This is a genomic window from Leifsonia stereocauli (genome assembly GCF_038432415.1).
GTDB lineage: Bacteria > Actinomycetota > Actinomycetes > Actinomycetales > Microbacteriaceae > Orlajensenia > Orlajensenia stereocauli.
The window spans coordinates 1-21,523 of record NZ_JBCAUN010000002.1 but is presented as its reverse complement, the minus strand read 5'-3'; the positions used below and the strand labels follow the sequence as shown (position 1 = coordinate 21,523).

Genomic DNA, 21,523 nt, shown 5'->3' with positions numbered 1-21,523 from the left:
TATGCCAGCCATCGTTCTGATCGGAGCCCAGTGGGGCGACGAGGGCAAGGGGAAGGCGACCGACCTGCTCGGTTCGCGTCTCGACTACGTCGTCAAGTTCAACGGCGGCAACAACGCCGGGCACACCGTCGTCATCGGCACGGAGAAGTACGCGCTGCATCTGCTGCCCTCCGGCATCCTGAGCCCGAACGTGATCCCCGTGATCGCCAACGGCGTCGTCGTGGACATCGAGGTGCTGTTCGAGGAGCTCGACGCTCTCATCGCCCGGGGCGTCGACGTCTCGAAGCTCAAGGTGAGCGCCAACGCGCACATCATCACGGCCTACCACCGCACCATCGACAAGGTCACCGAGCGCTTCCTCGGCAAGCGCCAGATCGGCACCACCGGACGTGGCATCGGCCCGGCCTACGCAGACAAGATCAACCGCGTCGGCATCAGGATGCAGGACCTCTTCGACGAGAACATCCTGCGCCAGAAGGTCGAGGGAGCACTCGACAGCAAGAACCACCTGCTGGTGAAGATCTACAACCGTCGCGCGATCGAGGTGGAGGAGATCGTGCAGGAGCTGCTCGGGTACGCCGAGCGCCTGCGACCGATGGTCACCGACACCGCCCTGCTGCTGCACCGCGCCCTCGACGAGGGCAAGACGGTCCTGTTCGAGGGCGGCCAGGCCACGATGCTCGATGTCGACCACGGCACCTACCCGTTCGTGACCTCGTCGAACGCCACCTCGGGCGGCGCCGTCACGGGCTCGGGTGTCGCGCCGAACCGCATCGACCGCGTCATCGCCGTCATCAAGGCCTACACGACCCGAGTCGGCGCCGGTCCGTTCCCCACCGAGCTGTTCGACGAGTGGGGCGACTTCCTCACCGAGAAGGGCTTCGAGTTCGGCACCACGACCGGTCGCAAGCGTCGCACCGGCTGGTACGACGCCCCGATCGCGCGCTATTCGGCGCGCATCAACGGCGTCACCGACTTCGTGCTCACCAAGCTCGACGTGCTCACCGGCATCCCGAGCATCCCCGTCTGCGTCGCCTACGACGTCGACGGCGTGCGCCACGATGAGGTCCCCGTGTCGCAGTCGGACTTCCACCACGCGACCCCCATCTACGAGGAGTTCCCCGGTTGGACCGAGGACATCACCTCGGCCCGCACCTTCGAGGATCTGCCGAAGAACGCCCAGGACTACGTGCTGGCGCTCGAGGCCATGAGCGGGTCGCGCATCTCGGTGATCGGCGTCGGGCCCGGCCGCGACGAGATCGTCGTGCGTCACGACCTCATCGACTGAGCGTCTGACCGACCACCGGTGAACGGATGCTGATCGCAGTACCCCTCGCCGTGCTCGCCGTCGGCGGCCTGCTCGCCATCTGGGCTGCGCGGCGAGCGCTGAAGCGACGCCGCCCCCGGCCTAGCCGATGAGGCTCGGCCGCAGGTCGCGCAGGGTGCGGTGGTGCGTCATCCGCGTGACCCCGACCGCCGCGAGGGTGAAGGCCCCGACCAGCCACAGAAGCAGCACGCCGACGTCGCTCCAGGCCGCAGCCGGGTTGCCGCCGTACATCGCCTGACGCAGGGCGTCGACCACGAAGCCCATCGGCAGCACGTGGTGGAGGGCGGCCAGCGGGCCGGGCAGAGTCTGCCACGGGAAGGTGCCGCCGGCGGTCACCAGCTGCAGGACCATGAGCACCAGCCCGAGGAACTGGCCGACGCTGCCGAGCCAGACGTTCAGCGCGAGGACGATGGCCGCGAAGGTCGCCGAGGCGAGGAGCATGATGCCGAGCATGCCAGCCGGGTTCTCGATCCTGAAGCCGAGCGCCCACGACAGCACGAAGTAGAGCGACGACATCTGCACGGCGCCGAGCAGGGTGGGCGTGAGCCAGCCGGCCAACGTCACCCGGATCGGCGAGTGCAGGGCTGTGACGGCGCGGCGCGATACCGGCTTCACGATGAGGAACAGCGCGTAGATGCCGATCCAGCCGGCCAGCGCTGCGAAGAACGGGGCGAGGCCGGCGCCGTAGCTTCCGGCACTCGTGACGGCGCCGGTCTCGAGGGTGACGGGGTCCGCGATGTTCGAGGCCTGCGCGTTGCGCGTGGCCTGAGTGCTGTCCGGAATCTTGTCGCGCCCGGCGATGAGGCCGTCGCGCAGCTCGGCGGCGCCGGACTCGAGGGCGGGCAGCCCGTCGGCCAGGGTGGTCGCGCCGCTGCTGAGCTGGGCGGCCCCGCCGGCGGCTGTCGCTGCGCCTGCGGCGAGTTGGGAGGCACCGGATGCGGCCTCGCCCGACTTCGCGGCGAGAGTGCTCGTTCCCGAGGCGAGAGTGCTCGCGCCGGCGGCCAGCCGCGTGGAGGCATCCGCCACCTGCTGCGTTCCATCGGCCACCTGCGTTGCGCCATCGGAGAGCTGGTCGATCTGGCCGACAGTCGTCTGGATCGTCGAGTTCGCCTCCTCGATCCTGGTGTCGAGCGGGTCGAGCAGCGCGAGCGCGTCGTCGACATTCGCCGGATCGGCTCCAGCGTCGATCAGACGCTGACGGATGTCGGCCTTCGCCTGTGGCAGGGCCGCGGCGGCGGCGTCCACCCTCGCGCCGAGCTCGTCGGCCTGCGCGGCGAGTGCGGCGTTCCCGGCGGCGACCTGGGCTGCCCCGGCGGCGGTCTGCGCCGCACCGTCGGAGAGCTGCGACGCTCCAGTCGACAGCTGCGTGGCTCCGTCCGCGGCCTGGCCTGCGCCGGCCGAGAGCTGGGAGAGGCCGCTCGAGAGAGTCGAGGAGCCTGAGGCGAGCGTCGCCGTGCCGGTGGCGAGCGCGGCGGCGCCGTCGGCAAGCTGGGCGCTGCCGTCCACGGCCTGGGCGGCGCCATCCGTCAGCTGCGACGCGCCGTCAGCAGCATCGGCGAGCTTGCCGCGGATCTCGGACAGGGAGTCGAGGAAGGTGATCGCGGCGTTCTTCCCGACGGACTTCACGATCTGCGTCTGGATGGTCTTCACGGCCTGCTCGCCGATGGTGCTGGCGAGGTAGCTGTTGGCGTCGTTGGTGCTGAGCAGCACCTCGGCCTTGCGCGGGTCGTCCGTCGACGACGACTCGAGGTCCGTGGTGAAGTCGGCGGGGAAGGTGACGCTGAAGTCGTAGGTGCCGTTCGCGACACCGGCCTCGGCGGTCTCGCCCGAGACCTCGTGCCAGTCGAAGGTGCCGGCATCGACGAGGTTCTCGGCCACGTCGTCGCCCTTGTTGCCGTCGGCGGCGCCGGTGTCGTCGACGACGAGGGCCACGGGGATCTCGGAGAGCTTGGCGTACGGGTCCTGGTTCGCCCAGAGGTAGAGGCCGCCGTAGATGACGGGAACGCACACCAGTGCGATGAGGGCGATGACCGACATGCGCGACGAGGTGAGACGCCGGAGTTCGGCGGCGATCATCTGCGGAACCTTCATGCGGCACCTCCTTCCGTCTGTGTTGATTCGGTCTGTGTTGATTCGGTCTGGCGTGATTCGGCCGGTGGTGATCCGGCCCGGCGGGAGTCGCTCTCGAGCCTGGCGAGCAGACCCTCGGCACCGATCGCGGCAGCCGAGGCGTCACCGGCGATGACGAGCACCGCGTAGCCCCGAGCGGCGAGGGCCCGGGCGATGCGCCACCAGTCGAGTGGGTCGCCGCCGTGCCTGTCCGGCGCGGCGATCACGAGTCCCTCGACGCCGTCGCGCAGAACGGCGAGTTCAGTGAGCAGGCGGACGCGCACGGCGGGCGGCAGGTCGGCCATGCTCGTCTTCGCGTAGTCGCCGAGCTGCAGCTGCGCGAGCGTGAGCATGGCGTCTCGACGACTGCCCGGGAGGCCGGCGAACATGAGCTCCTCCATGACGACGCCCGTCACGGTGACGTCGGCTGCCGGGTCGCTCACGTCGGGCGCGTCGACAAGGGCGACGCGGGTGCGCAGGTCGGCATTGTCGACGGCGCCGTCGATGAGCACCCGCCCGGTGTCGGGTCGCATGCGGCCAGAGGCCAGGAGCCCCAGTACCGTGGGGCGGCGCTCGGTCTCGGCGCGGGCCAGGGTCGCGGCATCCGTCTCGAATCGCACGGTGGTCTCGGGGAGAGACGACCCGTTGCGGCCCTTGCTCACGCCGATGAGCTCGATCTTCACAGTGCTGCGTCCTCGGGGAGGGGGTGGTGGAGTTCCGGGGTGGCGTCGATCAGCTCGTTCGCCTCGTGCGCCGACAGTCCGGCCGTCGACAGGGCGATGAGCATGACGAGCCGGTGGCCGTCGTCGCGGCTGAAGCCGCTCTCGGTGGCCTCGACGAGCACGGCGATGGCCGCCTGTTCGATGAGGCGGCTGAGGGATGCCGCCTGGATGTCGTCGCGGATGGTCCCGGATGCCGCTCCAGCCGTCACTATCGCCAGCAGGCGGCTGCGTACGGGCGCGAGGGCCTCGCCGACGACAGCGAGCGATGGGCCGCGCACGGCGAGGCTCGCCAGCACGCGCACCTGCTCGACGGTGTCCCAGAGGCGGGCACCGAGCAGAGCGAGGGCCACGCGGGCGTCGTCGCGCTCGACGTCGGCCGTCGCGGCGGCGAGGCGCAGGGCGCCCCGCTCGACGGAGGCCGCGACGAGTTCGTCGCGAGTGGCGAAGTGGCCGTAGACCGCGCGGCGGCTGAGCCCGGCTGCAGCGGCGATGGCCTCGAGCGAGGCATCGGGATCGGAGCCGAGGGCGATGGTCGCCGCATCGAGCAGGGCAGTGCGGTTCTCTTCGGCGTCTCGCCGGGGAGCCCGGCGGGCGCCCACAGCGGCGGAGGTCATGCATCGAGTGTAATAACTTGCACAGCGCTGTGCAAGTTATTGGGAACCAGCTGTGAGTAGTGCGGTCAGTCGGTGCCGACCGCCTTGTCGGCCGACTCCTTCGCGCCGTCTATCTGCGACTCGAACTTGCCTCCGGTGACCTTGTTGGCGGCATCCGCCACCCCGGCGAGCAGCTTGTCGCTGATGTCTTCAGCCTGCTCGCTCTTCAGGGCTCCCTTCACCTGGTCGCTGTTCAGGAACTCCTGGGCCTTCTTGGTCACGTCATCCAGTCCGGACATCGCCGTCTCCATTCATCGTCGAGAGATTCTCCATTCACGCTAGCCGTCGGATGCCGCCGGCGACAGGCCGGGGCGCACGGTCGGGCGCGCGTCACCGGTGACTGCCAGAATCGATGGATGACCGCAGAGCTTCCTCCGTTCGAGCCGATCGCCGGCCGATTCATCAGGCTCGAGCCGCTCACGCGCGCGCACCTGCCCGAGCTCTACGAGGCTCTCGCCCACCCCGAGGTGTTCGCCGGGGGCTTCGGCGGCGGGCCGGCGGGCTTCAGGGCGGACCGCGACGGATTCCTGGCGTGGGCCGAGCACGGCTACCGCTTCGACACCGAGCTCGCCCAGCCCTACGGCATCCGTCTGGTCGGCGGTGCGCACGACGGACTGCTCGTCGGATCGAGCACCCTGGCCGACTTCGACCTGCCCCTCGAGTCGACGCACATCGGCTGGACGGCCTACGACCCGCGGGTGTGGGGAACGGCTGTGAACCCCGAGGCGAAGCTGCTGCTGCTCGGACGCGCGTTCGACAGCGGCTTCGGCCGGGTGAAGATCCAGGCCGACGCGCTCAACGACCGCTCGCGCGCGGCCATCCTCAAGCTCGGCGCGCAGTTCGAGGGCATCATGCGCCGAGAGCGGCCCCGGGCCGACGGCAGCTGGCGGGACACGGCGGTCTACTCGGTGATCATCGACGAGTGGCCGGCGGTACGCGCCGGTCTCCTCGCCCGCCTCGGTGCGCTGAGCGACCACCCGGTGACGCTCGCAGCTCGCTGAGACTTCCGGTCGCAGACCCTCTCCTTCCCACTCGCTGAGCCTGCGCTCGGGGCCTCTGTCCTTCCCGTTCGCTGAGGGCCGAGCGAAGCGACCGCCCGAAGCGCACTCGATGGCGCTTCGACGTCCGGGCCTCAGCGAGCGGTGGAGGACCGCGGACTGCGTCCGGGCCTCAGCGAGCGAGAGGCTCAGCGCACCGCCGGCCGCTCCGGCACATGCAGCCGTGCCAGCAGGTGGTCGACCCCGCGCGGAACACGGCGCCGATCGAGCACAGACACGAGCACCGTCACCCCGACGGCCAGGGGCACGGTCCAGGCCGCCGGCAGCTCGAGCACCGTGCGGAGCGCGGGCACGGCCTGCCCGATCGCCGGCCCCGCGAGGATCGCCGCCCCGCACAACAGCGCCCCCGTCGTCATGCCGGCTATAGCGCCGCGCGCCGTGAGCCCACGCCACCAGATGCCGAGAAGCAGCACCGGGCAGAGCGTCGACGCCGTGAAGGCGAACACCAGACCCACGCTCCCGGCCAGTCCCGACGACGCTGTCACGAGCGCGACAGCGAGCGGCACCAGCGAGCAGGCGACCGCGGCGATCCTGAAACCGCGCACGCTGCCGCCCAACAGCTCCTGGCTGATCACGCCGGCCAGCGAGACCACGAGCCCCGAGGTGGTCGACAGGAATGCACCGAAGGCACCGGCGATGACGAGCGCCGTGACGGCATCGCCGACCAGGCCGGGCAGCATCCGGCCGGGCAGCAGCAGCACGAGCGCATCCGCGGTTCCGGAGTCGGCGATGTCTGGGGCGAAGGCGCGGCCCAGCAGGCCGATGATCACCGGGAAGAGATAGAACAGCGAGAGCAGCCCGAGCACGATGAGCGTCGTCGTGCGCGCGGCGTCGCCGTCGGGGTTCGTGTAGAAGCGCACGAGAACGTGGGGGAGGCCCATCGTGCCGAGCAGCAATGCCACGAGCAGGGAGACGGTGCGGTAGACATCGAGCGATTCCGGGCCGACGGATGCCGGGAAGGCGACGCCGGCATCGAGGGAGGTCGGTGTTCCGTCGGTCACGGCGAGCAGGACGAAGGCCACCGGAACGGCGATGGCGACGAGCTTGAGCCAGAACTGGAACGCCTGCACGAAGGTGATCGAGCGCATGCCGCCGGCCGCGACGACGATGCCGACGATGATGGCCACGGCCACCGACCCCACCCACGGCGGCAGGCCCGTCGTGATGTTCACGGTGAGCGCCGCCCCCTGCAGCTGCGGCACGATGTAGAACCAGCCGACCACGATGACGATCACGCTGGTGAGGCGCCGGGCCGAGCGCGACTCGAGCCTCGCCTCCACGAAGTCCGGAATCGTGTACGCGCCGGAACGCCGGAGGGGCGCCGCCACGAACAGGAGCAGCATGAGGTAGCCGGCTGTGTAGCCGATGGGGAACAGCAACCCGCCCGAGCCCGACAGCAGGATGAGCCCGGCGATGCCCAGGAAGCTGGCAGCAGACAGGTACTCGCCGCCGATGGCCGAGGCGTTCCACCAGGGGCGCACAGTGCGGGAGGCCACGTAGAAGTCGCTCGTCGTGCGCGAGACCCGGAGCCCGTAGAAGCCGATGAGCGCCGTTGCCAGCGCCACGAGGGCGATGGAGACGTAACCGAGGGCGGCGTTCACGAGTCCTCGGCCAGCGACCTGTAGCCGCTCTCGTTGCGGCGCGATGCCCGCCTGTAGAGCACGGCGATGACGAGGACCACGGGATAGGCGCCGAACCCCAGAACGATCCACGGCAGGGGAACGCCCGCCCAGGCCGCATCAGCGAGCAGCGGTGACGCCGAGACGACGATGATCGCGGCGAGGGACACGATGAAGCCCAGCGCGCAGACCACGGCGAGGCGCAGTTGGGAGCGGATGAGCGAGCGCACGAACAGCCTGTCCGCCTCCGACGGCTGCGGTCGGACCGCCGGGGTCGACCCCGTGCCCGTCGCCGTACCGAGGGCGCCGAGGCTGCTGCGCGACGCCGAGGTCTGCGGTGCCGTCACCCGCACCCGTGGAAGCGCGGCCGGCAGAGGCGCCGGCCCCGTCGATCGCTCGGAGCCTGTCATGCAGTGGGGCGGATGCGGCGAGCCTCGAGGGTCTCGCGCAGGGTCGGCAGCAGGCGCCGGCTCACCGGCAGTTCGGCGCCGTCGACGGTGACGGTGGGCGGCACTGCCCCGAGGCGGATGCGCGTGACGTGGGTGAGTGCCACCAGGTAGGAGCGGTGGATGCGCACGAAACCGGCATCCGCCCACTGGCGTTCGAGGTCCGCCATCGGGATGCGCACGAGGTAGCTCGCCTCGGCCGTGTGCAGCCTGGCGTAGTCGCCCTGCGCCTGCACGTAGCGGATGTCGTCGCGCCGCACGATGCGGGTCGTGCCGCCGAGGCTCACCGAGATCATCGCGTCCTCGGTGTGGGGTGGCTGTTGCCCCGAGACGGATGCAGCCCGCAGTGCCTCCAGCACCCTGGTGACCGACCGCTCCAGGCGCTCGGGGCGCAGCGGCTTCAGGAGGTAATCGACGGCGGCGAGGTCGAACGCCTCCACGGCCCCCTCCTCGTCGGCCGTCACGAAGACGAGCGCCGGCGTGTGCTCGAAGCGGGCGAGCGCCCTCGCGAGGTCGAAGCCCGACAGCCCGGGCATGTGGATGTCGAGGAAGGCGGCGTCGATGCGCTCGGTGGAGAGCAGGCGCAGGGCCTCGGCTCCCGACGATGCCAGGTGGATCGACCCGATGCGGGCGTCCCGGCGCAACAGGAACGCCAGCTCGTCGAGGGCCGGCCTCTCGTCGTCGGCGATGAGCACGCTCATGTGGCGTCCGGTCATCACACCCCTCCCATCGCCAGTTCGTGATGCGGCTGGGACTTCGGCACCCGCATCCGCACCAGCATCCCGCTGCCGACGTTGGTCTCCACGACCAGGCCGTACTCGTCGCCGTAGACCTGGCGCAGGCGCGCGTCGACATTGCGCAGGCCCACGTGCTCGCTGGCGCCGCCGGCGAGCACCTCGGCGACCACGGCCGGATCGATGCCGACGCCGTCGTCCTCGACGCTGATCTCGGCGAAGCCGCCGGCGTCGTCGGCGCTGATGGTGATGCGTCCGCCCGTCTCGCGCGACTCGAGTCCGTGGCGCACGGCGTTCTCCACGAGGGGCTGCACGCTGAGGAACGGGATCACGGTCGAGAGCACCTCGGGGGCGATCTGCAGGGTCACGGCCAGGCGCTCGCCGAAGCGTGCCCGTTCGAGCTGCAGGTAGCTGTGGATGCTGCGCAGTTCCTCGGCCACCGTTGTGAAGTCGCCCTGTCTTCGGAAGGAGTAGCGCGTGAAGTCGGCGAACTCGAGCACGAGCTCGCGGGCCTTGGTCGGGTCGGTGTTGATGAACGACGCGATGGCGTTGAGCGCGTTGTAGATGAAGTGCGGGCTGATCTGGGCTCGGAGCGCCCGCAGCTCCAGTTCGGCCAGCGCCGTGCGGGAGGCGTCGAGCTCGCCGAGCTCGAGCTGGGCCGACACCCAGTCGGCCACCTCGCCCGTCGCCCGCACCAGGCCGGCTCGGGCGCGTGGAGCGAAGGCGATGACCGACCCCGTCACGACACCGCCGCGGGTCACCGGTGCGACCACGGCGTCGAGATGCGTCCGTCCCGATCCGATGCAATCGCGCAGCAGTTGGGCGCGCCGCCCCGGAGTCGCCGCTGCCGCACTCGCCGCCAGCCGTTCGGCCTCGGCGCGCACGGTGTCGTCGCCTCCGTCGAGCGCGAGGACGAGCGGCCCGTTCGTGATGGCCAGGGCCTCGCAGCCGAGCAGGGTACGCAGAGGACGCGCCGCCTTCACGGCATCGCCGGCGTCGAATCCGCCGCGAAGGTGCCCGGCAGCGCGAGACGCCAGGTGCAGGGTCGTGTACGTGGCGCGCTCGGCGTCGGTGCCGAGCTCACGCGATCCGCGCACCAACCGCCGGGCGAACGCGAAGGCAGCGGAGATCGCGACGCCGAGCAGGATTCCCGCGGCGCCGATCATCAACACTGACTCCGGCATTGCTTCAAGACCCTATCCGCTCCACGTCCGTCGTTCACCGGCTGGCGGCATCCGCTCGTCGCACGAAGCACTCCGTTCAGCGACGACGAACGGATGCCCCTCCTCAGCCGGGTCACCCGGCAGCAGAGTGGGCACGAACCGCAGCGGCGCGGCGCGCCAGCTTCGTCGCTTCCCCACTCTCGAAGGAGAACGTCATGGGCAACGACGCCCCCAGTGCGGAGACGACGGAACCGACCGTCGACTTCCGCGCCGTTCAGCAGTCACCGGAGTTCCAACGTCTGCGCAGCCGCCACCGCCGCTTCGTGTTCCCCGTTACCGTCGCGTGCCTGCTCTGGTACCTGGCCTACGTGCTGCTCGCCGGCTACGCGCACGACTTCATGTCGACGCCCGTCTTCGGCAGTATCAACATCGGCCTTCTGCTCGGTCTCTCACAGATCGTCACGACCTTCGCCGTGACCATGTGGTACGTCAGCTTCGCCAACCGACGCCTGGATCCGCTCTCGGCTGAACTGCGAGCAGAGCTCGAGCCCGCGACGGGGGTGACCCGCTGATGCTGCACCTCGAGACCAGCGCATCGCCCGGCGACCCGTGGCTGAACATCGCCATCTTCGGCGCCTTCGTGGCGATCACCCTCATCATCGTGTTCCGAGCGAGCCGCAACAACAAGACGGCCGCCGACTACTACGCGGCAGGACGCTCGTTCACCGGCGGACAGAACGGATCGGCCATCGCCGGTGACTACCTGTCGGCCGCATCCTTCCTCGGCATCGTCGGCGCCATCGCCATCACCGGCTACGACGGCTTCCTCTACTCCATCGGCTTCCTCGTGGCGTGGCTGGTCGCCCTGCTGCTCGTTGCCGAGTTGCTGCGCAACACCGGTCGCTACACGATGGCGGACGTGCTGTCGTTCAGGCTCAAGCAGCGCCCTGTGCGGATCGCGGCCGCCATCACCACCCTCGCGGTGTGCTTCTTCTACCTCCTCGCCCAGATGGCGGGAGCCGGCGGACTCGTCTCGCTGCTGCTCGGCATCAGCGACGGGGTCGGCCAGGCCGTCGTCATCACCGTGGTCGGCGCGCTCATGATCCTCTACGTGCTCATCGGCGGCATGAAGGGCACGACCTGGGTGCAGATCATCAAGGCGGTGCTGCTCATCGCCGGTGCCGGCGTGATGACTGTCTGGGTGCTGGCGCTGCACGGCTTCAACCTGTCGACTCTGCTCGAGCACGCCGTCGCCACAGCCGGAACCCCCGCCATCCTGGAGCCCGGCCTCAAGTACGGCGTGAGCGACATCTCCAAGCTCGACTTCCTCTCGCTCGGTCTCGCGCTGGTGCTCGGGACGGCGGCCCTGCCGCACGTGCTGATGCGCTTCTACACGGTGCCGACGGCCAAGGAGGCGCGTAAGAGCGTCGTGTGGGCCATCTGGCTCATCGGCATCTTCTACGTCTTCACCCTCGTGCTCGGCTACGGTGCCGCGGCCCTGATCGGAGCCGACGTCATCGCAGCAGCTCCGGGAGGCGCGAACTCGGCCGCTCCGCTGCTCGCCTTCGAGCTCGGTGGACCGATCCTGCTCGGACTGATCTCGGCCATAGCCTTCGCGACGATCCTCGCGGTGGTCGCCGGTCTCACGATCACGGCGGCGGCGTCCTTCGCCCATGACATCTACGCGAGCGTCATCAAGAAGGGCAAGGCCGAGCCCGGGTCCGAGGTGAAGGTCGCGCGGCGCACGGTCGTCGTGATCGGCATCGTCGCGATCATCGGCGGCATCGGGGCCAATGGCCAGAACGTGGCGTTCCTGGTGGCGCTGGCGTTCGCCATCGCGGCATCCGCGAACCTGCCGACGATCCTGTATTCGCTGTTCTGGAAGCGCTTCACCACTCGTGGGGCGGTGTGGAGCATGTACGGCGGTCTCGTCTCGGCGATCGTGCTCATCATCTTCTCGCCGGTGGTCTCCGGTAACGAGACGGCCATGATCAAGGGCGCCGATTTCGACATCTTCCCGCTGTCGAACCCGGGCATCGTCTCGATCCCGTTGGCGTTCTTCCTCGGCTGGCTCGGCACAGTGCTCGACAAGAACCTCGAGTCCCCCGAGAAGCAGGCCGAGATGGAGGTGCGCTCGCTCACCGGCGTCGGAGCCGAGAAGGCGACGGAGCACTAGGAAGGGGATGCCGGCAGCCATCCTTCGGCGGATTCCGGACAGCGTGCTCCCGCACGTCGTCCGGGATCCGCCGTCGGCCGTAGTGTCGGGGGAGTGAAGACGCGCGGCACCCTCGGCATCTGGCTCCAGTTCCTCGGCATGGGCATCATCTGGGGAGCGAGCTTCCTCTTCATGAAGGTGGCTCTCGAGGGCGTCGGCTTCGGACAGATCGCCTGGTCGCGCCTGGTGCTCGGCGGTGTCGTGCTCGGCGTCATCGTTCTGATCGCCCGCCCCCGTGTCGACGGCGGCCCTGTACTGCCGCGCGATCCGGCCGTCTGGCTGCACTTCGTCGTGATCGCGATCAGCGGCTGCATCGTGCCCTACCTGCTCTTCGCCTGGGCCGAGCAGTACGTGTCGTCGAGCCTCGCCTCCATCTACAACGCTGTCACTCCCATCACGACCGCCATCATGGCGACGGCCGTGTTCAGGGTCGAGAAGCTCGTGCGCGACCAGGTGCTGGGCGTGATCATCGGAGTCGTCGGGGTCGTCGTCATCATCGGCCCGTGGGGCTACGCAGCGATCACCGGCGATCTCTGGGGGCAGTTCGCCTGCCTGGGTTCGGCGCTCAGCTACGGCTTCACGTTCGGCTACACCCGCCGCTTCCTGAGCGGGCGACCTATCGCCGGGGCGACCTTCGCGTTCATCAACATCGGCATCGGCGGAGTCATCATGCTGCTGCTGACCCCGATCGTCGCCGTCGGGCCCGTCGCGCTCGACTGGCCCATCACCCTGAGCCTGATCGCCCTGGGCGCCCTCGGCACCGGCGTCGTCTACATCTGGAACATCAACGTGCTGCGGGCGTGGGGCCCGACCAACGCGTCCACAGTCACCTACGTCACGCCGGTCGTCGGTGTCCTGCTCGGGGTGCTCCTGCTCGGCGAGACCTTCTCCTGGCACGAGCCGGTGGGGGCTCTCCTCGTGTTCCTCGGGATCCTGCTGACGCAGAAGCGGCTGAGGGTCTTCGCCGGCCCGGCGCCGGCATCCGTCCCCTCGCACTGAACTCGTTCCCCGCGCTCCTCCGGCTTCCGACAGACTGGTGCCGGATGGGAGCGCGCATGACCGAGCAGCCGCAGTCGGCGACACTGAAGCCGTTGCACCGGCTCCGAGCCCGCTTCGACCGCAAGACTGTCGGTCGCGACGCGATGGCCGGCCTGGTGCTCGGGGTCGAGAGTGTTCCCGACGGCTTGGCTGCCGGCCTGCTCGCCGGCCTCAACCCAGTGTCGGGTCTCTACGCCTACCTCTTCGGCATGGTGGGTGCGGCAGTCTTCACAAGCAGCTCCTTCATGGCGGTGCAGGCGACAGGCGCCATGTCGCTCGTGGTGGCCGACGCCGCGATTCTCTCGCGGCCCGACCCTGTCGGCGCACTCGCCACGCTCGGCATGCTGACCGGCGTCATCATGGTGGCCGCCGGCCTCCTCAGGGGTGGTCGTCTCCTGCGCTTCGTCCCGACCGCCGTCATGACCGGCTTCATCACGGCCGTCGGCGTCAACATCGTGCTGGGTCAGCTCGGCAACCTCACCGGCTACGCGGCGCAGGGCGCCGGACGGCTGCAGCGCACATTCGACCTGCTGCTGCACATCCTCGACATCAGCTGGCCCAGCCTCCTAGTCGGGGTGCTCACCATCGGCGGAATCGTCCTACTGCAACGCACGCCTCTCAAGGCGATGGGGATGGTGGTGGCCGTCATCCTCGGATCGGCGCTCGCCGTGCTGTTCACCGACGTGCTCGGCCTGCCCGTCGCCCTCGTGCGCGACATCACCGACGTGCCCGCGGGCCTTCCGGTCCCGGTGCTGCCCGATCTCGACCAGGTCGCGCCTCTGTTCGTGCCGGCGCTGTCCCTCTCCCTCGTGGGTCTCGTGCAGGGAGCCGCAGTCTCCGGCGCCTTCCGCAACGTCAACGGCAGCCCGGCCAATGCCTCACGCGACTTCATCGGGCAGGGTGCTGGCAATCTGCTCTCCGGTCTGTTCCAGGGTGCACCCGTGGGTGGATCGATGTCGGGGTCGGCCCTCATCGTGGCGGCTGGTGCCCGGTCTCGCTTCGCGCTCTTCATCGCAGGCGGGGTGATGGCGCTCGTGGTCCTCACCCTGTCGGGACTCGTCGGCTACGTCGCCATGCCGGCACTCGCCGCCCTGCTCATCGTGGTGGGCGTTGCGGCCGTGAAACCCGCGAAGATCCTCTCCGTCGTGCGCACGGGCCCGGTGCAGACGGTCGTCATGGCCACCACCTTCGTGCTCACCATCGTCATCCCGCTGCAGTTCGCCGTGCTCTTCGGCGTGGGCCTCGGCATCATCCTGTACGTCGCGTCGCAGTCGAATCGACTGCGCCTGGTGCGGCTGGAGTTCGCCGAGGGGCGACGGATGCGCGAGACCGAACCGCCGGGAACCCTCCCGGGCGCCGAGGTCGTCGTGCTGCAGCCCTACGGCAGCCTGTTCTTCGCGAGCGCACCCACGTTCTCAGCCGGCCTTCCCATGGTGACGGCCGAGAGCGCCGGATCGGTCGTGGTCATCCGTCTGCGCGGCGTCGACGAGATCGGGCTCTCCCTCATCGACGTGCTGCGCGGCTACGCCACCCGCCTCCAGTCGCGCGGATCGCTGCTCAAACTGGTGGTGAGCAACGACCACGTGCTGCGCCAGCTGCAGCACGAGAACGTCGGCACCCTCATCGGCGAGGAGAACCTCTACCGCAGCACCGAGTGGGTCGGAGACACGGTGCTGCGGGCCGTCGCCGATGCCGAGGCCTACGTCGCGGCGCAGGCTGCGCCCGGTGACACCCCAGAGCCAACCGCCTGACGACTCGTAATAGGGTCGAGACATGCCTGAAGCCACGACGCCGGATGACGAACGCGAGGCGGTGCTGGCCGAGCTCGGCGGCATCCGTCAGTCCATCGACAACATCGATGCAGCCCTCGTGCACCTTTTGGCCGAGCGCTTCAAGTTCACCCAGCAGGTCGGGCGGTTGAAGGCGGCGCACGAGCTGCCGGCCGCAGACCCCGAGCGCGAGAAGCGCCAGATCACGCGGTTGCGTGCCCTGGCCGTCGACGCGAACCTCGACCCGGCCTTCGCCGAGAAGTGGTTCAACTTCGTGGTGGCCGAGGTCATCCACCACCATGAGCGCTTCGCCAGCGACGCCGCGACGATCGACGCGGCCGGTGACGCCTCGTGACCTGGGACCCTCACGAGATCCCCTCCCAGTCCGGCAGGACCTTCGTCATCACCGGGGCGAACGCCGGCGTCGGTTTCTTCGCGGCCGCTCAGCTCGCCGTCGCGGGAGCATCCGTCGTCCTCGCCTGTCGCAACGACGAGCGGGCGGATGCCGCAGCCAGGGCCATCCGCACCCGCGCGCCGCATTCGACCGTCGGTACGCTGCGCCTCGACGTCTCCGACCTGTCCTCGGTCGCCGCGGCCGCCGACGCCATCGCGGCCCTGCCGAGACTCGACGGTCTCATCGCCAACGCCGGCATCGTGCACCCGCCCCGCGATCGCGAGGTCAGCCTCGACGGCAACGAGCTCGTCTTCGCGACGAACTACCTGGGTCACTTCGCCCTCGTGAACCGCCTGCTGCCTGCTCTCGACCGCTCGCCCGGCGCCCGTGTCGTGCTGCTCGGCTCGATCGCAGCCAGGCTCACCCGCTCGGCGCTCGACGATCTGCAGCTCGCCGGCAGCTACGACTCGTGGACGGCCTATGCGCAATCGAAGCTCGAGGTGGAGTCGTTCGGCTTCGAACTCGATCGGCGCCTGCGGGCCGCGGGCAGCACGACGAAGGCTCTCGTCGTGCAGCCCGGCTACTCGGTCGGCGGCCTCAGCCCGCGCGTTCCCGGCGTGAACGAGCCCCACCGCGCGAAGCGTTTCGGCGACGCGCTGCAGGGCCTCTGGGCGCAGGGCAAGGACCGGGGTGCGTGGCCCGTGGTGCGCGCGGCGACCGATCCCGCGGCGCAGAGCGGCTGGTACTTCGGACCGAGCCTTCTCACCCAGGGTGCGCCGGTGCGGCAACGGCCCATGGCGGCCTCGACGGATCCGGCGATCGGCGCGCGGCTGTGGCAGCGGACAGAGGCGATCCTCGCCGGCTGATTCCGCCGAGTCCGGTTCACACCGGCTTGACCCAGCGGCCCCACTCGTCCTGGCGGTGGTAGCCGGCCGATCGCCAGATGCGCTGTCCGAGCTCGTTGCCGTCGAGCACCATGGCATCGATGCGGGTCGCCCCGAGCATGATGAGACGCTTCTCGGCTGCATCCAGCAGCGCCCGCCCGATGCCGTGGCGGCGCAGGGTCGGATCGACGGCGAGGCGGTAGAGGTGGAACCTCCAGCCGTCCCAGCCGGCGATGATCGAGCCGACGATGCTGTTGCCGATGGTCGCGACGATCAGGGCATCCGGATCACGCTCGATCTGTCGACGCACGGCGTCGGCGCTGTCGGCCGGTCGGGCGTCGTTCTCGGCGGCACGGGCCCAGAACGCCAGCAGGGCGGGGATGTCGGCCTCGGTGGCGGCGCGCAGGGGATACGGATCCACGGCATGATCCTGTCAGACAGCCGACGATTCGGCAGGCATCGCGGTCATGCACTATCGCGCGTCGTGGCGCTCGGGCACGATGGAGAGATGATCTCCCGCGAGCTCGCCGCCGAACTGCGCACGGCCGGCCTGCTCTGGAGGCCGGAGTCCGGCGACAGGTTCCAGATCGACATCCCCGACCTCGACGACGACATCTTCACCGTGAGCGAGATGACCATCGAGGCGCAACACCACCCGACGGGCACGGTTCTCGGATTCAACGGCACCACGGAATGGGCCCTCGATTCGCTGCCGTTGACGGATGCCGTCTGGCTGCCGCGCGAGGACCAGCTGCGGGAGCTCCTGCGCTCCAGGTTCCGGGCCCTGCGCCGCCTGCCCGACAGTTTCGAGGTGACCATCGAGCTCGATGGCGCCGAGAGGAGCTTCGAGCATCCGGAGCCGGCCGAGGCCTATGGTCAGGCACTCCTCGTCGTGATAGCCCGCGCGACGAGCTGACTTCCCGCGTCAGAACCCGAACGTCGTGATCGGCTCCAACGTCCCATCGCGCAACGCCTCGAGCACCGCCAGTTCGTGCGGCACGACGGAGTCGGGCAGCGCATCGAGCGCGAACCAGCGCAGGTCGCTGGCCTTGTCCTCCTGCAGTGCGGGGTCGCCCGTCCACTGCGTGCAGGCGAAGAACACGTCGAGTCGCTCGTCGATGGCCGCTCCGGTTCCCCCGGTGCGGTGCATCACGGTGAGCGTCACGAGATCGTGCACCTCCACGCGCACGCCCAGCTCCTCGAGGGCCTCACGCGCAGCAGCGGCCAGGAGGGACTCCCCTTGCTCGACGTGACCGGCGGCCCCGGCGGCCCAGTACCCGTCGTAGTATCCCGTGTCCGCACGTCGCTGCAGCAGCACGTCGTCCCCGCGGCGCAGCACGACGTAGGCGGCTGGAATCACGGCGAAGCGCCCGTGCTCGCCGGCGTAGGCCTCGCTGTAATCCTCGACCGCGGCCACGATCAGCCCGCCGCGAGCGGAGCGACGATGCCGAGCTTGCCCTCGGCCGTGGCGATCGCCGTGCGCACATCGGTGCCCGCGGCGCACTGGCCGCTCACGCCGACGGCGGCATCCACCGAGCTGAACACCCGCAGCAGCACGAACCAGGCCGAGCCGTCCTGGCCACCGGCACTCAGCAGCAGGGCCTCGGTCGGGTCGTCGCCGCCGGCGAACTGGTGCACCTGGGCGTTGTCCTCGACGACCTGCAGGTCCTCCTGCAGCACGGCCGCGAGGTAGGAGCGCGTCGCTTCGAGGTCGTCGGTCTGTCCGGTCAGCTCTTCGGGCAGCAGCACCTGGCTGAGCGTGATGGTGCACGCCTCATCGGTCGAGGTGTAGCCCCACGAGCCCGTGCCGTCGTCGGGGCTGGTCAGGGTCCATCGGGAGTCCGACACGAGGCCGTCGGCGATCTGCGGCAGCTCGTCGCCCGTGAAGCGCGGATTCGCGGCGAACGACAGCGGCGAGTCGGAGGCATCGCCGTGATCCGCGGCGCCACCCGTCGCCTCGGGCGCAGGCGCGGCAGTCGTCGATGCGGCATCGGGGTCCGGCGCCGGCGCGCAGGCCGAGAGGAGCAGGGCGATCGTGACGGCAGCCGCGCCTGCGAGGCCTGCCCGGCGGGCGGACATCAGTATCCGACGACGGGACCGAAGGCGTCGGCGAGCGGAGCGCGGTTGGTGACGCGCAGCTCATCGATCGTCACGGCGAAGGCGTCCTGCACCTCGAGGGCACCGAGCTGGGCATCCGTCACGCCGATGCGCAGCACCGGGTAGTCGCGACCGTCGCAGAGCCCGCGGAACTTCACGTCGTCCTCGCGCGGCACCGTCACGATCACGCGGCCGGCCGACTCCGAGAAGAGGGCCGTCGCGGCGTCGATGCCGTCGCGCTCCATGATGTCGCCGAGCCAGACGCGGGCGCCCAGGCCGAAGCGCAGCACGCTCTCGGAGAGCGCGACGCCGAGACCGCCGTCCGAGAGGTCGTGGGCGCTGTCGATGAGGCCTTCCACAGCCGCGGCACGCAGCAGCTCGCCGAGGCGCTTCTCTCCGGCCAGGTCGACCTGGGGCGGGAGGCCGCCGAGGTGACCGTGCACGACATCGGCCCAGGCTGAGCCGTCGAGCTCCTCGCGCGTGGTGCCGAGCAGGTAGATGTTGTGGCCATCGTCCTGCCAGCCCGACGGGATGCGGCGGGCGACGTCGTCGATCACGCCGAGGACGGCGACGACGGGAGTCGGGTGGATCGGCACGTCGCCGGTCTGGTTGTAGAAGGAGACGTTGCCGCCGGTCACGGGGATCTCGAGCTCGAGGCATCCGTCGGCCAGGCCCGTCACGGCCTCGGAGAACTGCCACATGACCTCGGGATTCTCGGGGGAGCCGAAGTTCAGGCAGTCCGAGATGGCCACGGGAACGGCACCGGATGCCGCCACGTTGCGATACGCCTCGGCCAGCGCGAGTCGCGCTCCCTGGCGCGGGTCGAGCTGGCAGTAGCGGCCGTTCGCATCCGTCGCGACCGAGAAGCCGAGTCCGGACTCCTCGTCGACGCGCACCATGCCGGCGTCGTCAGGGAAGCTGAGCGCGGTGTTGCCGAGAACGTACTTGTCGTACTGGCTCGTGATCCACGAGGCGTCGGCCAGGTTCGCGCTGCCCATGAGCTGCAGCAGCTGGGCACGAAGCGCGGGGCCGTCGGACGGGCGGGGGAGAGCGGATGCCGAATCCGCCTGCAGCGCGTCGATCCAGGTCGGGTACGCGACAGGGCGGTCGTAGACCGGGCCGTCGACGGCGACGGTGCGCGGGTCGACGTCGACGATCACGCCGCCCTGCCACTCGATGATGAGGCGGCCGGTGTCGGTGACCTCGCCGAGCACGCTGGTCTCGACGTCCCACTTGGAGGTGACGGCGAGGAAGCCCTCGAGCTTGTCGGGGTGCACGACCGCCATCATGCGCTCCTGGCTCTCCGACATGAGGATCTCCTCGGCGTTCAGCGACGGGTCGCGCAGCAGGACGTTGTCGAGGGTGATGTGCATGCCGCCATCGCCGTTCGAGGCCAGCTCCGAGGTGGCGCAGCTGATGCCGGCGGCGCCGAGGTCCTGGATGCCCTCCACGAGCTCGCCGCGGTACAGCTCGAGGCAGCACTCGATGAGCACCTTCTCGGCGAACGGGTCGCCCACCTGCACGGCCGGGCGCTTGGTCGGGCCGCCCTCGGCGAAGGTGTCGGAGGCGAGGATGGATGCCCCGCCGATGCCGTCGCCGCCGGTGCGGGCACCGAACAGCACGACCTTGTTGCCCACGCCGCGGGCGTTGGCGAGGTGCAGGTCCTCGTGGCGCAGCACGCCGACGGCGAGGGCGTTGACGAGGGGGTTCGCCTGGTAGACGGAGTCGAACCACGTCTCGCCGCCGATGTTCGGCAGGCCGAGGCAGTTGCCGTAGAAGGAGATGCCCGACACCACTCCGTGCACGACGCGCGCGGTGTCGGGGTGGTCGATCGCGCCGAAGCGCAGGGCGTCCATCACGGCGACGGGGCGGGCGCCCATCGAGATGATGTCGCGCACGATGCCACCGACACCGGTGGCTGCGCCCTGGAACGGCTCGATGTAGGAGGGGTGGTTGTGCGACTCGATCTTGAAGGTGACCGCCCAGCCCTCGCCGACGTCGACGACGCCGGCGTTCTCGCCCATGCCCACCATGAGGTTTTTCTTCATGGCGGGTGAGACCTTCTGGCCGAACTGGCGCAGGTAGTTCTTGGAGCTCTTGTAGGAGCAGTGCTCGCTCCACATCACGGAGTACATGGCGAGCTCGCCGCTGGTGGGGCGACGCCCCAGGATGTCGCGGATGCTCTGGTACTCGTCGGGCTTCAGCCCGAGAGCCGCGTACGGCTGCTCCTTCTCGGGAGTGGCAGCTGCGTTCTCGACGGTGTCGAGCACGGGCACGGTGGGAGTGGAAGGCGTGGTGGTCACGGGTGGCGAACTCCAGAAGAAGGGGGACGCTTCGACCGGGCCCGGCGCGTGGCGCGGGCGATCTCAGCGGGACAGCCTGACGAGCTCAGTCTATCGTCGGCGGGCGGGCCCCGATCCGGCCGGGATAGCCTGACTGCGTGAGCAACCCGACTGCAGCTGAACAGGTGTCCGCACGGATCCACGTGATCCCCGACTTCCCCGAAGAGGGCATCCAGTTTCAGGATCTGACTCCAGTCTTCTCGGATGCCGCAGCATTCAGGGTCATGTGCGAGGCGCTGGTGGCGCCGTTCGCCGGGAGGTTCGACATCCTGGGCGGGCTGGAGGCTCGCGGCTTCATCATCGCGGGCGGCGCCTCGATCCTGACCGGTGCCGGCGTGCTGCCTGTGCGGAAGGCCGGCAAGCTCCCCCGCCGCGTCATCACCGAGACCTATGAGCTGGAGTACGGCGTCGCGAGCCTCGAGGTTCACGAGGACGAACTCCCGGCGGGGTCCCGCGTGCTCGTGATCGACGACGTGCTCGCCACTGGAGGCACGGCCCAGGCGGCCTGCCGACTCATCGAACGCGCCGGCTGGTGCGTCGCGGGCGTCGCGGTGACACTGGAACTCGAGGGACTGGGCGGCCGTGAGCAGCTCTCCGGCTACGAGGTCTTCAGCCTCCTGCGCGCCTGAAACCGGCCTGCCCCGGGCACGAAGACGGCGACACGCCCGGGCTGCATTCCAGATTTGCGGCAGACGTTCCACCCACGTAAATTATTACTCATCACCCCAAAGGTGCGGCAGAGCGCCAAGGTTCATAAGAATCGTGCTCGCCGGCCTCAAGTGGGGATCACCCCCTGATACACACAGGCGAAAAGTCTTCGGACTACATCTGCGTCCAGGGGTTCACCCGCTCTCGTGCAAGCGTCACGCTTCGAGTCGCGAAGGTCGATTCAGTCCGAATCAGGACGCTCGATCCGGCGCGAAACACTCGATTTGACAGCGAGAACGAGACGG

22 protein-coding genes are annotated in these 21,523 nt (G+C 69.6%); 10 read left to right on the top strand and 12 right to left on the bottom strand.

From position 1 onward, the window contains the following. Position 1: 1 nt before the first annotated feature. Positions 2–1,288 carry an adenylosuccinate synthase gene (locus AADV74_RS08965; protein WP_342113193.1) on the top strand — a complete coding sequence of 429 codons (1,287 nt, stop codon included), beginning with the start codon at positions 2–4 and terminating at the stop codon, positions 1,286–1,288. Between the two features lie 120 nt (positions 1,289–1,408). On the opposite strand, the gene AADV74_RS08960 is transcribed toward AADV74_RS08965, so the two are convergent. From AADV74_RS08960 to AADV74_RS08945, 4 genes are all read right to left on the bottom strand, one after another. After that, positions 1,409–3,418 carry a YhgE/Pip family protein gene (locus AADV74_RS08960; protein ID WP_342113191.1) on the bottom strand — a complete coding sequence of 670 codons (2,010 nt, stop codon included), beginning with the start codon at positions 3,416–3,418 and terminating at the stop codon, positions 1,409–1,411. Further along, positions 3,415–4,119 carry a hypothetical protein gene (locus tag AADV74_RS08955; RefSeq protein WP_342113189.1) on the bottom strand — a complete coding sequence of 235 codons (705 nt, stop codon included), beginning with the start codon at positions 4,117–4,119 and terminating at the stop codon, positions 3,415–3,417. Before AADV74_RS08955 ends, AADV74_RS08960 begins: the two co-directional genes overlap by 4 nt. Then, positions 4,116–4,772 carry a TetR/AcrR family transcriptional regulator gene (locus tag AADV74_RS08950; protein ID WP_342113187.1) on the bottom strand — a complete coding sequence of 219 codons (657 nt, stop codon included), beginning with the start codon at positions 4,770–4,772 and terminating at the stop codon, positions 4,116–4,118. Before AADV74_RS08950 ends, AADV74_RS08955 begins: the two co-directional genes overlap by 4 nt. Before the next feature lie 65 nt (positions 4,773–4,837). Next, on the bottom strand, positions 4,838–5,050 hold the full coding sequence (locus tag AADV74_RS08945) for an Rv0909 family putative TA system antitoxin (RefSeq protein ID WP_342113185.1): 213 nt from the start codon (positions 5,048–5,050) through the stop codon (positions 4,838–4,840). A gap of 117 nt (positions 5,051–5,167) precedes the next feature. On the opposite strand from AADV74_RS08945, the gene AADV74_RS08940 reads away from it, so the two are divergent. After that, complete coding sequence (locus AADV74_RS08940; protein ID WP_342113183.1) at positions 5,168–5,812, top strand: GNAT family N-acetyltransferase; 645 nt, start codon at positions 5,168–5,170, stop codon at positions 5,810–5,812. A gap of 185 nt (positions 5,813–5,997) precedes the next feature. Here the strand turns inward: AADV74_RS08940 and AADV74_RS08935 are convergent, their stop codons facing one another. The 4 genes from AADV74_RS08935 to AADV74_RS08920 are packed head-to-tail and all read right to left on the bottom strand — an operon-like array spanning position 5,998 to position 9,852. Beyond that, a complete protein-coding gene (locus tag AADV74_RS08935; RefSeq protein WP_342113181.1) occupies positions 5,998–7,470 on the bottom strand; it encodes a sodium/solute symporter in 1,473 nt (490 codons plus the stop codon). Next, positions 7,467–7,835 carry a hypothetical protein gene (locus AADV74_RS08930; RefSeq protein ID WP_342113179.1) on the bottom strand — a complete coding sequence of 123 codons (369 nt, stop codon included), beginning with the start codon at positions 7,833–7,835 and terminating at the stop codon, positions 7,467–7,469. Before AADV74_RS08930 ends, AADV74_RS08935 begins: the two co-directional genes overlap by 4 nt. 59 nt (positions 7,836–7,894) lie before the next feature. Next, on the bottom strand, positions 7,895–8,650 hold the full coding sequence (locus AADV74_RS08925) for a LytR/AlgR family response regulator transcription factor (protein ID WP_342113177.1): 756 nt from the start codon (positions 8,648–8,650) through the stop codon (positions 7,895–7,897). Beyond that, complete coding sequence (locus AADV74_RS08920) at positions 8,650–9,852, bottom strand: sensor histidine kinase (RefSeq protein ID WP_342113175.1); 1,203 nt, start codon at positions 9,850–9,852, stop codon at positions 8,650–8,652. The genes AADV74_RS08925 and AADV74_RS08920 overlap by 1 nt, the downstream gene beginning before the upstream one ends. Positions 9,853–10,046: 194 nt before the next feature. On the opposite strand from AADV74_RS08920, the gene AADV74_RS08915 reads away from it, so the two are divergent. The 6 genes from AADV74_RS08915 to AADV74_RS08890 all read left to right on the top strand — a co-directional run bounded on the left by AADV74_RS08915 (position 10,047) and on the right by AADV74_RS08890 (position 16,113). Next, the gene (locus AADV74_RS08915) at positions 10,047–10,403 is read left to right on the top strand and encodes a DUF485 domain-containing protein (protein ID WP_342113172.1); all 357 of its coding nucleotides are present in this window, start codon (positions 10,047–10,049) and stop codon (positions 10,401–10,403) included. Then, complete coding sequence (locus AADV74_RS08910; RefSeq protein ID WP_342113170.1) at positions 10,403–12,007, top strand: solute symporter family protein; 1,605 nt, start codon at positions 10,403–10,405, stop codon at positions 12,005–12,007. Before AADV74_RS08915 ends, AADV74_RS08910 begins: the two co-directional genes overlap by 1 nt. A gap of 93 nt (positions 12,008–12,100) precedes the next feature. After that, on the top strand, positions 12,101–13,045 hold the full coding sequence (locus AADV74_RS08905; protein WP_342113168.1) for a DMT family transporter: 945 nt from the start codon (positions 12,101–12,103) through the stop codon (positions 13,043–13,045). Between the two features lie 56 nt (positions 13,046–13,101). Continuing rightward, positions 13,102–14,835 carry a SulP family inorganic anion transporter gene (locus AADV74_RS08900; protein WP_342113165.1) on the top strand — a complete coding sequence of 578 codons (1,734 nt, stop codon included), beginning with the start codon at positions 13,102–13,104 and terminating at the stop codon, positions 14,833–14,835. Between the two features lie 22 nt (positions 14,836–14,857). Continuing rightward, on the top strand, positions 14,858–15,208 hold the full coding sequence (locus AADV74_RS08895; protein WP_342113163.1) for a chorismate mutase: 351 nt from the start codon (positions 14,858–14,860) through the stop codon (positions 15,206–15,208). Then, a complete protein-coding gene (locus AADV74_RS08890; protein WP_342113161.1) occupies positions 15,205–16,113 on the top strand; it encodes an SDR family NAD(P)-dependent oxidoreductase in 909 nt (302 codons plus the stop codon). The genes AADV74_RS08895 and AADV74_RS08890 overlap by 4 nt, the downstream gene beginning before the upstream one ends. 16 nt (positions 16,114–16,129) lie before the next feature. Here AADV74_RS08890 and AADV74_RS08885 read toward each other — a convergent pair whose 3' ends face one another. Next, on the bottom strand, positions 16,130–16,552 hold the full coding sequence (locus tag AADV74_RS08885) for a GNAT family N-acetyltransferase (RefSeq protein WP_342113159.1): 423 nt from the start codon (positions 16,550–16,552) through the stop codon (positions 16,130–16,132). An 87-nt stretch (positions 16,553–16,639) separates the two neighbouring features. On the opposite strand from AADV74_RS08885, the gene AADV74_RS08880 reads away from it, so the two are divergent. Then, positions 16,640–17,047, top strand: a complete 408-nt coding sequence (locus AADV74_RS08880; RefSeq protein WP_342113158.1) for a pilus assembly protein CpaE — start codon at positions 16,640–16,642, stop codon at positions 17,045–17,047. A 9-nt stretch (positions 17,048–17,056) separates the two neighbouring features. Here AADV74_RS08880 and AADV74_RS08875 read toward each other — a convergent pair whose 3' ends face one another. The 3 genes from AADV74_RS08875 to purL are packed head-to-tail and all read right to left on the bottom strand — an operon-like array spanning position 17,057 to position 20,531. Further along, positions 17,057–17,548, bottom strand: coding sequence for an NUDIX domain-containing protein (locus tag AADV74_RS08875; RefSeq protein WP_342113156.1), 492 nt, complete (start codon positions 17,546–17,548; stop codon positions 17,057–17,059). 2 nt (positions 17,549–17,550) lie between these two features. After that, on the bottom strand, positions 17,551–18,210 hold the full coding sequence (locus AADV74_RS08870; protein WP_342113155.1) for a hypothetical protein: 660 nt from the start codon (positions 18,208–18,210) through the stop codon (positions 17,551–17,553). Further along, positions 18,210–20,531 carry a phosphoribosylformylglycinamidine synthase subunit PurL gene (gene purL, locus AADV74_RS08865; protein WP_342113151.1) on the bottom strand — a complete coding sequence of 774 codons (2,322 nt, stop codon included), beginning with the start codon at positions 20,529–20,531 and terminating at the stop codon, positions 18,210–18,212. Before purL ends, AADV74_RS08870 begins: the two co-directional genes overlap by 1 nt. A gap of 137 nt (positions 20,532–20,668) precedes the next feature. Between purL and AADV74_RS08860 the strand changes: the two genes are divergently transcribed. Next, positions 20,669–21,199, top strand: coding sequence for an adenine phosphoribosyltransferase (locus AADV74_RS08860; protein WP_342113149.1), 531 nt, complete (start codon positions 20,669–20,671; stop codon positions 21,197–21,199). Positions 21,200–21,523 lie beyond the last annotated feature (324 nt).